Source organism: Flavobacterium sp. UMI-01 (assembly GCF_019656315.1).
GTDB lineage: Bacteria > Bacteroidota > Bacteroidia > Flavobacteriales > Flavobacteriaceae > Flavobacterium.
Window position 1 is genome coordinate 21,797 of the sequence record NZ_BPLU01000004.1, and the last position, 15,252, is coordinate 37,048.

A 15,252-nucleotide genomic window follows, 5' to 3' on the forward strand; every position below is an offset into this window, starting at 1 on the left:
TGGGATAGCTTTTTTTTAGTTCATTTTTTTTCCAGCAAAATCCTGGAATTTATACATTAAAGAAAACATTACATAACGTTTTAAAACCGTGTTTTCAGTGTCGTAAACAGCCGTAGGTGTAATCGTTCTAGAAGTACTTTGGTTTTGATTAAGGATATCATAAACTTTTACTTTGAAAGTTAATTTATCCTCGTAAAACTTATAAGATAGGCTGGTGTTCCAGAGGTAAAAACCTTTTTTGAATCCTCCAGATAAATTGGAGTTATAAGTATATCCAAAATCATTACCGAATACAAAATGTTTAGACCAATAATTAGTGGTTTCAACATTAAAGGCATGCATGGTATTTGAACGAGAGCCTATAGAAGTATTGTCATACTTGGTTTTGTCTTTTGCAAAACGATAAGAGGGCTTAATACTGAATAATTCTCCATAATCAAATCCTAATTGTAGCTCAGGAGAAATACGCATGGTTTTAGCGACATACAATTTTGAATTGATAAACTTATCTACATTAAATTGATTATTCATCCTTAGCTCAAAACTGAATTTTTGTGCATCTTTTTTTATAGATTTATTCCAATTCATATCCAAACGAGCTTCATAGGTTCCAAATACATTTTCATAAGTTGTAAAACGTTTTCCGCTTTGATCAAAATCAGATGAAGAAACAATATTAATATCTACATAATTAAATCTGGTATAGATATAAAAACCGGAACGTGTTTTGTAGTCATAATTTTGAAAACCCAGGGTTCCATTATGGTATTTTTTTAATCTTAAGTCTGGATTTCCAACAATTGTATTTAATGGATTTTCAAGATTTACAACTGCTAAAAAATTATCCGCCCGAGGAAAACCATAGCCACTTTCGTAGTTGAATTGTGTCCTTTTAGTATCCGAAAATTTATAGGCATAAAATAGATTAGCGTCGGGAACGATGAAGTTTTTGTTCCAGTTGGTTTTAGTACCTAAATACAATGACTGAAAATCAGCATTGATAAAAAAAGCATTTACGTCGGCATATAAATCATACTTCTTTTTTTGGATTTGAATACCTAATGAGGGCCTAATTTGAAATTTGGAAGATGCAATAAAATTGGTCATTGATTCATTTAGATTGTCATAAATTCCCGTATTTGTATCGGCATCATACGTTTTCTTATCGTCTGTTATTTTTTCAATATAGGAGGAAACATTAAAAGTGATTTTCAAGGAATCTGTAATAGGTTCAATAAATCTGATGGATGCTGTATATTTATCTCTTTGTTGTGCCGATTGTGCCGATTGATCCCGAATATCGTCGTTGTTGTTACCTTGTAAATAAAGGGTAGCGGATTTAATTAATGAATTGGTCTCGTTTTTAGAATTTTCATTTTTAAAATCGGTGGTGAAATAGCGTCCTTTTTTCTTTAATCTTTTAAATAACGAAATGTAATTATCAAAACTATTGTTGTCGTTTTCAATTTCATTATGATAATCTTGGGTATTGATGAGTTGATTGGAATCGTCCTTTGTTGTACTACTCTGGTCAATAGTTGTTTTGGTTATTCCTTTTTTAAATTTCGGAATTATTTGGATTCTAGTCATAGGATTTATATCCCATTCAAAGTTGAGGTCTAGGTCATGTCCATTGAATACCTTCTGAGTTTTTGAAGTCGATTCTGTCAATTGTGAACCTTCGGATAAAATTAATAGTTCGGTAGTTTTATTTTTGTTTTCTGAATCTGAATTAGTAAAATAATAATTTCCATTCGTTTTATTTCCCTTGAACCATTCATCGGCAAAATTTATTCCAATTAAATTTGATTTGATGATTCCGTTACCTCTACCAATGACAGGCGCACGAGAGCCGTAATTTCGGCGGCTTCCCATATTATCAAAAACTTCATCCATGGAAAAACCAGTGGCGTTGATATTATTTGATGAAGCCAAAAAACTAATCCTGCGTTTGTCCTTAAAATAACTCATTATAGCACTGCTTTCATAGCGATCAGCTGTACCATAGCCTCCCATAAACTTCCCAAAAAAACCTTTGTTTTTGTCTTTTTCAATGGTCAAGTTTATTGAAGATTCATTAGATCTAGCCGTTTGTTTGGTAAACTCTTCTTCTTTTGTTTTTTTATCTGAGACTTGTACTTTTTTGATAATTTCGGCAGGGAGATTTTGAATCGCAATTTTACCATCTTCACCAAAGAATGTTTTTCCGTTAACCAATAATTGAGTTACGGGCTTTCCATTAATCGTGATGTTTTTGTCGGCGTCGATTTCTACTCCTGGAAGTTGTTTCAGTAAAGTCTCTACATTGGCATCTGGACGTGTTTTAAACGAGGATACATTGAATTCTAAAGTGTCTTTTTTGACTCGAACCGGAGGAGCTGTGGTCTGAATAACCACTTCGTTAAGTGAATTTAACTCCGTTAGTTCTAAATTGCCAAAGTCGATACTTTTAGTTAAAGACTCACAAGTTTTTGAATATTCTTGATAGCCTTCGGCGGAAATTTTTAGAATATGATTTTGTGAACTTGGTTTGGTTTGTAATTTGAACAATCCGTTTTTATCTGAAATGGTATATTCAACGACAGCTGAATCTTTTGGATTTATAATGTAAATAGTAGCTGATTCAATGGGTGAATTTAAATTGCCTTTTACAATTTTGCCATTGAGAGTAATATTGTTTTGTGCCAATGAAGAGTAGAAGCAAAGTAATAGGAAAAAGAGAAGGGTTTGTTTTTTTATCATCTTATGAAGTATAGTTTTTTAGTTGTTCACGAATGTAGAGATAACAAACTTTCTCAAATGTAAATTATAGGTCATTTACTATAAAACAGTGCGTTTTGTAAGGTAATTTTATAATATTATTTGTTGTTAAGTAAAAGTAAGAGTGAACTTACGGTGCTTTCACTCATTTTAGGGAATTAACTGTTTATAAATAATTGATCTTATTTGGACATCTGTATGAATGCGATTATTGAAGACTTGTTGTAGTACTACTAATAATCCATTTGATGTAGGTTTTATAGCAAAGGCTTCGAGGCTGTATAGATGTTTGATAGGTGGAAGTAAGCAACAATATTGGGTAACACCAAAAATTAGTTTGGAAGAAATTGTCTAATGTGAATAGTAGAATAGTTTGTTTAAAAAAAATCCCAATGCTGTTTTGTGACAACATTGGGATGTTTTTTGATAACGAAATCGATGAGGTTTAAAATTTGTATTTTAACGATGTCATCACTTGACGTGGGGCTATTGGATTAACACTGTAGTTTTCGTGAACGGTATAGTTAAGCTCATTTGTGATATTTGAAAGTTTGCATAAAATCGAAAACTTTTTCCATTCATAGCCCACTGAAACATCTGCTGTAGTATAGCCTTCTAATGGAATATCTCGGTCTTCAATTGTAACAGTATAGGTTTTTGGTGAAGTGGAAGGGGTGACTTCTGTCCATACATACCTGTCATTCCAGCCACCCGTACGATCACCAATGTAGTACGCCATGGCACCAAAACTCAATCCTTTTAACGCTCCCGTAGGAACTTTATAAAAGAAACTCAAATTAGCGGTATTTTTTGGGGTTCTTGCTAAAATATCCCCCACAACTAAACTATTTGCAGCGCCAGAGGATTTAGAAATTTTAGTTTCATTAAAGCTATATCCTGCAATAATATCAAGCCCTTCAATTGGTGACGCTGTAATGTCTATTTCAATTCCTTTTCCTTTTGTGCCTCCCACTAATTCTTTCAAATTGGTGTTTACGTTTGGAGTAACACCATCCGCCAAAAAGAGTACTGTTTGGGCTAAATTATTGTTTGATATTTGATATAAAGTCACATTCGTACTCAAAATTCCATGCCAAAAATCTTTTTTGACACCTACTTCATATTGATCAATAATTGAAGGATCCAAAGGTTTGAAATCTACTGTTGTTCCCGTATTAGGTGTAAATGAGTTGGAGTAACTGGCAAAGAAAGTTGTTTCTTTGTTGGGTTGAATTACCAATCCTGCTTTAGGCGAATAAGCTCTGTTTAATACTTTTTCTCCAGTAACCGGATTAGCATTTTCAAATGTAGTTGTTATGGTATTTACATTGTTGATTTTTTGTATTTCTTCTTGTTTGTTTGTTGTCTCAGCTTCTTGCCATGACCAACGGATGCCAGCTAAAACTTTAATATAATTGTTTAAAGAGATTAAATCTTGTGCAAAAGCCCCAAAACGGTGGGTATTAGCAGTTGTCAATTTTGTAATACGACTGCTAATAAGGAACAGTGGTACTTTGTGTAGCATAATCATAATTGAATAAATTGATAGCTGTGGTTTCTTGTGTTACTAATGTTCCTGGCGATGCAGGATTGAAAAATCCAAATGTATAACTAGGAGCTAGTGATAATTCGTAATCTGTTCCTGTAAATAGTTGGTGCTTGATTTTTCCTGTATAAAATGTTCCTTGAATACTTAATTGATCACCAAAAATTTTTTCGGCAGCATCTGCTTGCGTTAAGCCTCGTTTCCAATCTCCCGGATTAGGATATGTATGTAAGTTTGACATTTGAGCCGTTGATTGCTGCACTCTACGATAGGATTGAAAGGAAGTGTTGAAGTTTAATTTCCAATTTTTATTAAAATCATGATTTACCATAACGGATGCACTGGCTGATTTGGTATTACCTGTGGACCATAACGCCCCATAAAATTGATTCCTTGGTAAATCCAAGATGGTTTTCCCAATGATACCTGTTCCAAAATCTGGAGTCCAATCAGCATCTAGGTAATCTCCTTGCAGTGTAATTTGAGTTTTGCTAGAAATTAAAAATAAGAAAGAGGGATTCACATAGAAGCGTTCGTTTTTTACGTAATCTCTAAAGCTCTCGGAGTTTTCGTAAGAAGCATTGAATCGATAAGCAATAGATTTATTCAAAGGCCCATAAAAATCAATAGAGGGTTTGTAATAGGCAAAACTACCTGCTTGCATGGCTATTTCGCCACCTTTGATGAACTTTGGTGTTTTTGTAACCAAATTTAATATTCCTCCTGGAGCAACATTACCATACAATAAAGCGGAACCCCCTTTTAAAAACTCTACTTTTTCTAAACCTGAGATTTCTGGAATTGAGCCTCCATTATATCTAAAACCATTTTTGAACATATTATTGGAAGTCATGTCATATCCTCTTGACCAAAAAGATTCCTGAGCGCCTCCACGTGCTGAACCTACATAAACACCATTGGCATTTTTTAAAACATCACTTAAACGTATGGATTGTTGTTGCTCTATAATTTCAGCACCAATCACCTGAATACTTTGAGGTGTGTCCATTGGTTTTAAACCTGAACGTAACGCTGAAACAGGTTTGGGTTGTTTGTTTCCTGTAATAGTGACCTCACGCAAAATTTCACCTTTTTTATTTTTAATCGTATCATAATCTTTATAAAATTCATGAACTAGGGGACTTTTTTTGGTATTCAGAGCCACTTCCTGGGCTTGTACATGAAGGCTTAATAGTGTACCGATGATTAATAATGTTTTTGTTTTCATTTATCTTTATTTAGATTGATTTAAAATAACGATGCAAAAATAAAAATAAAAACATAAGTTTTAAGTTTTTATTTAGAATAAATAAAAATAAATTTAAATATTTTGTTAAACTATTGGTTTGTAATTTTTTATCTCAAATAAAAAATGAAGATTAGTTAAGTTGTGGATACTACATCAGGGAAAATTAAAGGGAAAAACTTGATGTTTTCGTTTTTTTAGTACTACAAAAATGAATAAAATGGAATAAGCTTTCCCTTTAACAATATTTAACAGTGACAAGTTTGAACGCTTGATGAAGTTTGTTTAAATTCGCCGACATGAAAAAGAACTTAAAATTTAGGATTTTTCTATTTTTTGGTATCCTTCTGTGTTGTGGTTACCACCCTTTATTTGCTTCTAATACCAGTAGCAATGAGCATTCTTTTTCTGTACTTATTATTCATGCCAAAAGTAATACTTGTTTCGAAAAATCAATTGAAGGAACTTATGCAACCTGTCACTTAGCGCAACCTTTTCAAAATTCATATTCTTTTAAACTGCGAGCTACAGATAATGAGGTAGAGGAAGATGAACAACTTTCATCGAGAAAAGAACTCATTACGAAAAAAGATTTTAGTTCGTATTATCAAACAATTACCAGCAGTACAGGCTCATGTACTATCAAGAAAAAAGCAGTTTATAAAACCGTTTTTAACGACCTTATCTCTTATAAAAGGTATGTTTTTTTTCAAGTATTCCGAATTTGATTTTTAATTCTTTTTCCCTAGGCAAATAGTATTTTGCCCAGCACTATTTTGCGTAAAGCCCAATTCTCCTATACAAATATTTAGGAGTTGTTCCTATGTAGTGCTTTTTTTATAAAAAATTTTACAAAAACGAATACTTTAATAAGCTATCTTATTATGAAGAGAATTTCCATGCTCGTAAGCCTGTGTGCTTTGTTGGGACTAATTAGTTGCAATAACAAAAAAGAAGAAAAGAAAGAAGAAACCAAATTTTTAGTTACAAACCCCATTATAAAAGACACTGCGGTTACTAAAGAATATGTTTGTCAAATAAGTTCCATACGTCATATCGAATTGAGAGCTTTAGAAAAAGGATATTTACAACAAATTTATGTTGACGAAGGTCAGGCCGTGAAAAAAGGACAGTTGTTGTTCAAAATCATGCCTAATATCTATCAAGCGGAGTTAGCTAAATCAAAGGCCGAGGCCAATTTTGCCGAAATTGAATATCAGAACACCAAAAAACTTTCCGACGGAAATGTCGTTTCTAAAAACGAATTGGCTATGGCAAAAGCCAAATTGGATAAAGCCAAAGCTGAAATGTCATTGAATCAAGTGCATTTGAATTTTACCGAAATTAGAGCGCCCTTTGATGGTATTATCGACCGATTTCATGTGCGTTTAGGAAGTCTTGTAGACGAAGGAGATTTGCTAACGGAACTTTCAGATAACAGTTCGATGTGGGTATATTATAACGTACCTGAAGCAGAGTATCTTGATTATGCAACTAAGGGGCAAAAGGATAACAAGACTAAAGTCAGTTTATTAATGGCTAATAATGAATTGTTTGATTACCAAGGGGTAGTTGAGACTATTGAAGCCAATTTTAATAATGAAACGGGAAATATCCCATTTAGAGCCACTTTTCCTAATCCCAAACGATTACTAAGACACGGTGAAACAGGTAATATCGAAATGAGATTGCCGTATAAAAATGCGATGATTATTCCTCAAAAAGCCACTTTTGAAGTACTTGAAAAGAAATATGTTTATGTCATCGACAAAAACAATAAGGTGAAATCAAGAGAAATTGAAATTGCAGCTGAATTGCCTCATCTTTTCATTGTGAAAGCAGGTTTGTCTTTGAAGGATAAAATCCTTTTAGAAGGCATTCGATTGGTCAAAGAGAATGAAAAAATTGACTTTAAATTAGAACAACCCACATCAGTTTTATCTCATTTAGAACTCTACGCAGAATAATCGAATAACTTAAAAAGACAAAAACATGTTTAGTAAATTTATACAAAGACCTGTATTTGCAATAGTGATTTCGATTGTTATTGTATTTATGGGAATCTTGTCCATTTTGAAATTGCCTACCTCGCAATTTCCAGATATTGCTCCTACAACCGTTAATATTTTTATTGCCTATCCCGGAGCAAGTGCGGATGTATTAGTAAAATCAACTTTGATTACACTAGAAAATGCTATCAATGGGGTTCAGGATATGCGTTATATGGCTACTGATGCCACTAGTGCCGGTGAAGCAACACTGCGAATTATTTTTGAACCAGGTACCGACCCTAATCAAGCGGTTATTAGAGTAAAAACCAGAGTGGATCAAGTGATGCCTTTGCTACCCGAATTGGTGCAACGTGAAGGGGTCGTTATTACACCTATCCAGCCCAGTATGTTGATGTATGTCAATTTATATGCGAAGGATAAAAATATGGATGAAAAATTCCTTTACAATTATGCCAATGTAAAAATGCTTCCTGAAATTAATAGGATTAAAGGTGTCGCTCGTTCACAAATACTCGGTAGTAGAACGTATGCTATGCGTATTTGGTTAAATCCCGACCGCATGCGAGCGTATAACGTTTCGACAGATGAAGTGATGAAAGCGCTGGGAGAGCAAAGTATTGTTGGTCGTCCCGGGCGTATAGGTCAAAGTTCTGGAATTCAAGCCCAATCATTGGAGTATGTTTTGACGTATAAAGGGAGGTTTAGCGAACCAGCGGAATACGATAATGTAATCATCAGAGCCAATGCAAATGGGGAAAGTATCCGTTTGAAAGATATTGGTAGAGCCGAGTTAGGAAGTGAGTTTTTTGATATTTATTCTAATCTTGACGGACATCCATCGGCATCTATTGTATTGAAACAAAATTACGGAAGTAATGCCAATGAAGTAATTGAGAAAGTAAAAGAAAAGCTGGAAGAAATGAAGGAAACTTTCCCTCCTGGCTTGGATTATAAAATCAGTTACGATGTATCTAAGTTTTTGGACGCATCGATGGAGCAAGTGATTGATACTCTTAGAGATGCTTTCATTCTTGTTGCTCTCGTAGTATTTATTTTCCTTGGCGATTGGCGTTCTACTTTGATTCCTATTTTGGCGGTACCTGTTTCTTTAATTGGGGCCTTTTTTGTTATTCAATTTTTTGGAATTACCATCAACTTAGTAACCCTGTTTGCCTTAGTATTGGCCATTGGTATTGTGGTAGATGACGCCATTGTCGTAGTCGAGGCCGTTCATGCCAAGTTTGAAGAGTTCCCTCATATAACACCTTATATGGCGGTTAAGAAAGTATTAGGTGAAATCAGTGGTGCTGTTATTGCGATTACGGCTGTAATGGTGTCAGTGTTTGTTCCTATTTCATTTATGACAGGACCAGTTGGAACTTTTTACCGTCAGTTTTCGATAACAATGGCCAGTTCTATTGTTATTTCGGCAGTTATTGCTTTGACATTAACGCCGGTTTTGTGTGCGATGTTGCTTAAAAATCATCACGGAAAAGAAACTAAAAAGAATCTACTGACTAAGAGTTTGGATAGCTTCAACCGTGCTTTTGATAAAATGACAGGAAAGTATGTTAGATTGCTTACTTCAATCGTCAGTAGAAGGGTATTGACTTTTGCTATATTAATAGCTTTTTGTTTGGGAACTTTCTTTGTAAATAATAGCCTCCCTTCAGGCTTTATTCCTAGTGAAGACCAAGGAACAATTTATGCTATTATTCAAACCCCTCCTGGTTCTACATTAGAAACGACAAATCAGGTTTCCCAACGCCTTCAAAAAGTTTGTGAAGAAGTAGATGGAGTGGAATCGGTTTCTTCACTAGCCGGTTACGAAATCATGACTGAGGGTAGGGGATCTAATGCAGGTACTTGTTTGATTAACCTAAAACCATGGTCTGAAAGAGAACATAAAGTAACCGAAATCATGGAGGAATTAGAAGAAAAATCAAAAGATTTAGGAGCTAAAATCGAGTTTTTTGAACCGCCAGCCATTCCAGGTTTTGGTTCATCAGGTGGTTTTTCTATGCGTTTGTTAGACAAGAGCACTACTGTAGATTACAAAGATTTTGATAAAATCAACAAGCAATTCATGGAGAATTTGGGTAAGCGTAAAGAGTTAACAGGCTTATTTACTTTTTTTGCAGCCAATTATCCTCAATACGAATTAGAAGTTGATAATGAATTGGCCATGCAAAAAGGGGTTTCTATTGGTAAAGCCATGGAAAACCTAGACATCTTGATTGGTAGTACGTACGAGCAAGGATTTATTAAGTTTGAACGTTTCTTTAAGGTGTATGTGCAGTCTGACCCAAAATTTAGAAGATTGCCTTCGGATATATTGAATTTGTATATCAAGAATGACCGTGATGAGATGGTGCCGTACTCCGCTTTTATGAAACTTAAAAAGACACAAGGACCTAATGAGATTACGCGTTACAATATGTACAATTCGGCTGCCATTCAAGGACTTCCAGCCAAAGGATATACTACAGCTGATGCAATTCAAGCTGTCAAAGAAGTTGCTGCTGAAACTCTGCCAAAAGGATATGATATCGCTTGGGAAGGGCTGTCTTTTGACGAAGCAAGTAGAGGAAATGAGTCCCTGTATATTTTTATGATTGTTTTGGCTTTCGTTTATTTTGTGTTATCAGCACAATATGAAAGTTTCATCATTCCTTTGGCAGTAGTGTTATCCTTACCTGTGGGTATTTTTGGTTCTTTTGTTTTACTTAAAATGATGGGATTACAAAATGATATTTACGCTCAAATTGGTCTCATCATGCTGGTAGGATTACTGGGTAAAAATGCCGTACTGATAGTGGAATTTGCCGTACAGAAACACCATGAAGGCATGTCTATTTTAAATGCTGCTATCGAAGGGGCCAAAGTACGTTTCCGACCTATCTTGATGACTTCATTTGCCTTTATTGCAGGATTGATTCCGTTGATGCTTGCTACTGGTGCAGGAGCCATAGGAAACAGAACTTTAGGTTCAGCTGCACTAGGAGGGATGTTATTTGGAACGGTTTTCGGAGTAATTATAGTTCCGGGCTTGTATTACTTTTTTGGTTCCTTAGCAGACGGTAGAAAATTAATTAAAGGCGAAGAGGATAGCTCTTTAACCGAAGGATTTGTGCATCATATAGATGATTTTTCAACAACAGAAGAAAACGATGAAAATGAATAAATTAAATAATATGAAATACGCAGGTTTAACTTGCGTATTGCTAAGTTTGGCAGGATGTAAAATACCTTCTGTGGTACAAAAGACGGAAAACAAAACGGTTCCCGAACTTTATACGAATGCTACGAAGGATACTTTAAACAGTGCCAAAACGCAATGGAGAAGTTATTTTGCAGATCAATACTTGAACGAACTCGTAGATAGCGCTTTGAAAAACAATCAAGAGTTGAATATAACTTTACAAGAAATGGTGATTGCTCAAAGCGAAATTAGAGCGAGAAAAGGGGAGTACTTGCCTTTTGTTGGTGTAAATGCGGGTGCTGGAGTGGACAAAGTAGGCCGTTATACGAATATAGGAGCCAGTGAAGCCACCACCGAAATTATGCCTGGAAAGGAAACACCTGAACCTTTACAAGATTACAAGATTGGCGCTTTTGCTTCTTGGGAAGTTGACATTTGGGGGAAATTTCATAATGCTAAAAAAGCGGCAGTAAGTCGGTATTTAGCAAGTGTGGAAGGGCGAAATTTTGTGCAAACAAACTTAATAGCTGAAATTGCTAATTCGTATTATGAACTATTGGCGTTAGACAATCAATTGGATATTGTTAAACAAAATATCGAAATTCAAACGAATGCTTTGCAAGTGGTGAAAATTCAAAAAGAAGCCACCCGTGTAACCGAATTAGCGGTACGTCGTTTTGAAGCGCAGTTGCTCAATACCCGTAGTTTGCAATTTTCCATTCAGCAACAAATCACTGAAACTGAAAATAAGATCAACTTCTTAGTAGGTCGTTTTCCACAGCCAATTCGTAGAGATCATCTTTCTTTTGAGAATTTTACACCTCTCAAAGTTAATGCTGGTATTCCATCACAATTGCTTGATAACCGACCGGATATCAAAAAAGCAGAAATGGAATTAGTCGCATCAAATTTAGATATAAAAGTAGCCAAAGCTCGTTTTTATCCATCTTTAGGGATTAGTGCGGGTATCGGTTATCAGGCTTTTAATGCGAAGTATCTTCTTGATACCCCTGAATCTCTTATCTATTCTTTTGCGGGTGATCTTGTAGCGCCATTGATTAATAGAAACGCTATTAAGGCCTCTTACATTACTGCCAATGCGAAGCAAATTCAAGCGGTGTATAATTATGAAAGAACATTAGTAAATGCTTATGTTGAAGTGGCTAATCAATTGGCTAAAATTAAAAACATGCAGCAAAGTTTTGAACTGAAAGTACAAGAAGTTCAAGCGTTGAATCAATCAGTAGGAATTTCAAACGAGTTATTTAAATCTGCCCGAGCGGATTATATGGAAGTTTTATTGACACAACGTGAGGCTTTAGAATCCAAGTTTGAGCTTATCGAAACAAAAAAACAACAAATGAATGCGTTTGTTGGTGTTTACAGAGCGCTGGGAGGTGGATGGAATTGAGGGGCACCCAATTTTTGTACAAACCTTCTAAAAGTAAAAATCTCCAGTTTTTCAAAGCTGGAGATTTTTTAACTCTATAAAGAGGTTGTAGAGATTATTAACCCTTTTATTTGTAAACAAATTGATTATTGTATTTCGATTTGTTTAGCTGGTTTGGGTTTTGCTTCTTCCTTTTTAGGAATTACAATGGATAAAATACCATTTTCATATTGTGCTGTTATTTTATCATCTTCAACTAACTCAGGAAGTGTAAAAGAACGTGTAAACGATTGGTAACTGAATTCATGTTTGGTGATTTTTTCATCTTCTTTGATTTCTTCATTAATTTTTTTCTCAGAAGAAATAGTTAATACATCATTATTAATCTCAATTTTGAATTCAGATTTTTCAAATCCTGGAGCGGCCACTTCAACATAGAAAGCATCAGCGTTTTCTCGGATGTTAACAGAGGGTAAAGTGGTGTTAGTGTTTGAAAAATGATTTCGGTTCCAGCCTTCAAGTTCATTGGTAAAGAATCTCTCAAAAAAACTTGGAAATTGGTTTTGGTATCTAACTAGTGCCATAACAATTTAATTTAAAAGTTAAACAATAATTTTTTACACTAATAAAATAGTCAAAAAAAATACCAAACCCCAAAAGAATGACAAACCGACATTTTTAAAGGGTTTAAAATGACTTTTTTACAGTTTTATTGAAGTAAAAAACAAAGTAGTCCTTGGGTTATATAATTGTCAAAAAAAATAGCTAATAGTCTCGTTTTTTTATTTTTATTTTCTGGAAAAAATCGTGTTATGATGAAATAAATTGAGGTTTATGATGATAATAAATGTTTTTATACCAATTATGAAATAATGTTACAGGATGAAATTAGGGATTAAAAATGCATGTATTTTAGCAGTTGTTTTTTTAGCGAAACTAGCAATTGATGAAAAAAAATATTAGTTTTACAAACCTTGATTTTAAACGATTTTTGAGTGTTTGAGAATTGTTTTTTAAGAATTGATAGAGTTTTAATATATTTATCCAAAATTTGAACAGATGAGTTACTATAAAATTGATAATTTAGAACAATACTTTAAACATTATAATAAATCGGTGCGTGAACCAAGAAAATTTTGGGGAAAAATTGCCGAAGAGAATTTTACTTGGTACCAACAGTGGGATAAAGTGGTGGAGTTTAATATGGCTGAAGCTGAAATAGAATGGTTTTCAGGTGCCAAGGTAAATATTGTTAAGAATTGTATTGATAGACATTTAAATAAAAGAGGGGAAAAAACAGCTATAATTTTTGAACCTAACAATCCTGATGAGGAAGCACAACATATTAGCTATAATGAATTGCATCAAAAAGTGTGTAAAATGGCTAATGTATTACGTGACCAAGGTGTAAAAAAAGGGGATAGAGTTTGTATTTATTTACCGATGATTCCAGAATTGGCCATTTCAGTTTTGGCTTGTGCACGTATTGGAGCGATTCATTCGGTTATTTTTGCAGGGTTTTCAGCATCAGCAGTTGCTAGTAGGGTAAATGATAGTGGATGCAAAATGGTTATTACCGCTGATGGTGGTTTTAGAGGGAATCGCACCATTGAATTAAAGCCTATTGTGGACGAAGCTTTGGAAAAATGTAAAGAAGTAGATAAAGTTTTGGTTGTCAAAAGAACCAATTCTATTATAAAAATGAAAGAAGGTAGAGATATCTGGCTTAAACCGCTATTGGATGAAGCTTCAGATAATAGTGTGGCCGAAATTATGGATGCCGAAGATCCTTTATTTATTCTTTACACCTCAGGTTCAACTGGGAAACCTAAAGGGATGGTTCATACAACTGCTGGCTATATGGTATATAGTGCCTATACTTTTAAGAATGTATTTAATTATGAAGAGAATGATATTTTTTGGTGTACTGCCGATATCGGTTGGATAACGGGTCATTCTTACATTTTATATGGTCCTTTGTTAAACGGAGCTACAACAGTGATTTTTGAAGGTGTGCCTTCTTATCCTGATTTTAGCCGTTTTTGGGAAGTAATCGAAAAACATCGTGTAACTCAATTTTATACTGCACCTACGGCTATTCGTGCTTTAGCCAAAGAAAGCTTGGATTATGTATTAAAGTATCCCTTCAAATCTCTTAAAGTGATTGGGTCTGTAGGAGAACCTATCAACGAAGAAGCTTGGCACTGGTACAATGACCATGTGGGAGCTAAGAGATGTCCTGTGGTTGACACATGGTGGCAAACGGAAACAGGTGGAATTATGATATCGCCTATAGCTTTCGTAACTCCTACTAAACCTACGTATGCTACTTTGCCTTTACCTGGAATTCAGCCCGTATTGATGGATGAAAAACGCAATGAAATTGAATCAAATCAACAAGTGGGGAGTTTGTGTATCAAGTTCCCGTGGCCAGGAATTGCTCGTACTATTTGGGGAGACCATGAACGCTATAAAGAAACTTATTTTTCTCAATTTCCAGGGAAGTATTTTTCAGGAGACGGAGCCTTACGTGATGAGGTAGGTTATTACAGAATTACAGGACGTGTGGATGATGTGGTAATTGTATCAGGTCATAACTTAGGGACAGCTCCAATTGAAGATGCTATTAACGAACATCCCGCAGTAGCCGAAAGTGCTATAGTTGGAATTCCACATGATGTGAAAGGAAACGCCTTGTATGGTTTTGTAATCTTGAAAGAAACAGGAGAGTTGAGAAACAAAGAGAATTTATTTATTGAAATCAATAATCATATTTCGGGACATATTGGGCCTATTGCTAAGCTAGATAAAATTCAATATGTTTCTGGGTTACCCAAAACGCGTTCTGGAAAAATTATGCGTCGTATTTTAAGAAAAATTGCCGAAGGTGATTATTCTAATTTTGGAGATATCACAACACTTTTGAACCCTGAAATCGTAGAGGAAATTAAGGAAGGAAGAGTAGAATAGGTTTAAACTATATTTGATAATTTGAACTCCATAAAAAAGAAGCCGTCTCAAAACACAATTTGAGTTGGCTTTTTTATTTTCAGGTTTTTTAGTTTGATTTTTCTTTCTGCTGAAAAAGTCAAAAAT

General features: G+C 34.6%; 9 protein-coding genes. 5 read left to right on the forward strand and 4 right to left on the reverse strand.

Annotated features, from left to right (window positions below; all coding sequences use genetic code 11):
• Positions 1-15 precede the first annotated feature (15 nt).
• The 3 genes from K5R64_RS02295 to K5R64_RS17120 form a co-directional block, all read right to left on the reverse strand.
• Positions 16-2,742, reverse strand: a complete 2,727-nt coding sequence (locus tag K5R64_RS02295) for an outer membrane beta-barrel protein (protein WP_255580272.1) — start codon at positions 2,740-2,742, stop codon at positions 16-18.
• A 463-nt stretch (positions 2,743-3,205) separates the two neighbouring features.
• Positions 3,206-4,285, reverse strand: coding sequence for a TonB-dependent siderophore receptor (locus K5R64_RS17115; RefSeq protein ID WP_255580273.1), 1,080 nt, complete (start codon positions 4,283-4,285; stop codon positions 3,206-3,208).
• Positions 4,254-5,534, reverse strand: a complete 1,281-nt coding sequence (locus K5R64_RS17120) for a TonB-dependent siderophore receptor (protein ID WP_255580274.1) — start codon at positions 5,532-5,534, stop codon at positions 4,254-4,256. Before K5R64_RS17120 ends, K5R64_RS17115 begins: the two co-directional genes overlap by 32 nt.
• Positions 5,535-5,851: 317 nt before the next feature.
• Here K5R64_RS17120 and K5R64_RS02305 point away from each other — a divergent pair, with 317 nt between their 5' ends.
• From K5R64_RS02305 to K5R64_RS02320, 4 genes are all read left to right on the forward strand, one after another.
• Positions 5,852-6,280 (forward strand): hypothetical protein, encoded by a 429-nt coding sequence (locus K5R64_RS02305; RefSeq protein WP_220760449.1) that lies wholly within the window; start codon positions 5,852-5,854, stop codon positions 6,278-6,280.
• Between the two features lie 156 nt (positions 6,281-6,436).
• Positions 6,437-7,519: an efflux RND transporter periplasmic adaptor subunit gene (locus K5R64_RS02310; RefSeq protein ID WP_220760450.1), complete on the forward strand. Its 1,083-nt coding sequence runs from the start codon at positions 6,437-6,439 to the stop codon at positions 7,517-7,519.
• A 25-nt stretch (positions 7,520-7,544) separates the two neighbouring features.
• A complete protein-coding gene (locus K5R64_RS02315) occupies positions 7,545-10,748 on the forward strand; it encodes an efflux RND transporter permease subunit (RefSeq protein WP_220760452.1) in 3,204 nt (1,067 codons plus the stop codon).
• Entirely contained in the window at positions 10,741-12,177 is a 1,437-nt protein-coding gene (locus K5R64_RS02320; RefSeq protein WP_220760454.1) for a TolC family protein, read from the forward strand. The genes K5R64_RS02315 and K5R64_RS02320 overlap by 8 nt, the downstream gene beginning before the upstream one ends.
• 125 nt (positions 12,178-12,302) lie before the next feature.
• Here K5R64_RS02320 and K5R64_RS02325 read toward each other — a convergent pair whose 3' ends face one another.
• Positions 12,303-12,740 (reverse strand): Hsp20/alpha crystallin family protein, encoded by a 438-nt coding sequence (locus tag K5R64_RS02325; protein ID WP_220760456.1) that lies wholly within the window; start codon positions 12,738-12,740, stop codon positions 12,303-12,305.
• A gap of 475 nt (positions 12,741-13,215) precedes the next feature.
• Between K5R64_RS02325 and acs the strand changes: the two genes are divergently transcribed.
• On the forward strand, positions 13,216-15,126 hold the full coding sequence (gene acs, locus K5R64_RS02330) for an acetate--CoA ligase (protein ID WP_220760458.1): 1,911 nt from the start codon (positions 13,216-13,218) through the stop codon (positions 15,124-15,126).
• The last annotated feature ends 126 nt before the right edge of the window (positions 15,127-15,252 follow it).

Coding starts and splice junctions, on each gene's coding strand:
- K5R64_RS02320 (WP_220760454.1), top strand. CDS start 10,741: ATGAATAAATTAAATAATATGAAATACGCAGGTTTAACTTGCGTATTG.
- K5R64_RS02315 (WP_220760452.1), top strand. CDS start 7,545: ATGTTTAGTAAATTTATACAAAGACCTGTATTTGCAATAGTGATTTCG.
- acs (WP_220760458.1), top strand. CDS start 13,216: ATGAGTTACTATAAAATTGATAATTTAGAACAATACTTTAAACATTAT.
- K5R64_RS02305 (WP_220760449.1), top strand. CDS start 5,852: ATGAAAAAGAACTTAAAATTTAGGATTTTTCTATTTTTTGGTATCCTT.
- K5R64_RS17120 (WP_255580274.1), bottom strand. CDS start 5,534: ATGAAAACAAAAACATTATTAATCATCGGTACACTATTAAGCCTTCAT.
- K5R64_RS02295 (WP_255580272.1), bottom strand. CDS start 2,742: ATGATAAAAAAACAAACCCTTCTCTTTTTCCTATTACTTTGCTTCTAC.
- K5R64_RS02310 (WP_220760450.1), top strand. CDS start 6,437: ATGAAGAGAATTTCCATGCTCGTAAGCCTGTGTGCTTTGTTGGGACTA.
- K5R64_RS02325 (WP_220760456.1), bottom strand. CDS start 12,740: ATGGCACTAGTTAGATACCAAAACCAATTTCCAAGTTTTTTTGAGAGA.
- K5R64_RS17115 (WP_255580273.1), bottom strand. CDS start 4,285: ATGCTACACAAAGTACCACTGTTCCTTATTAGCAGTCGTATTACAAAA.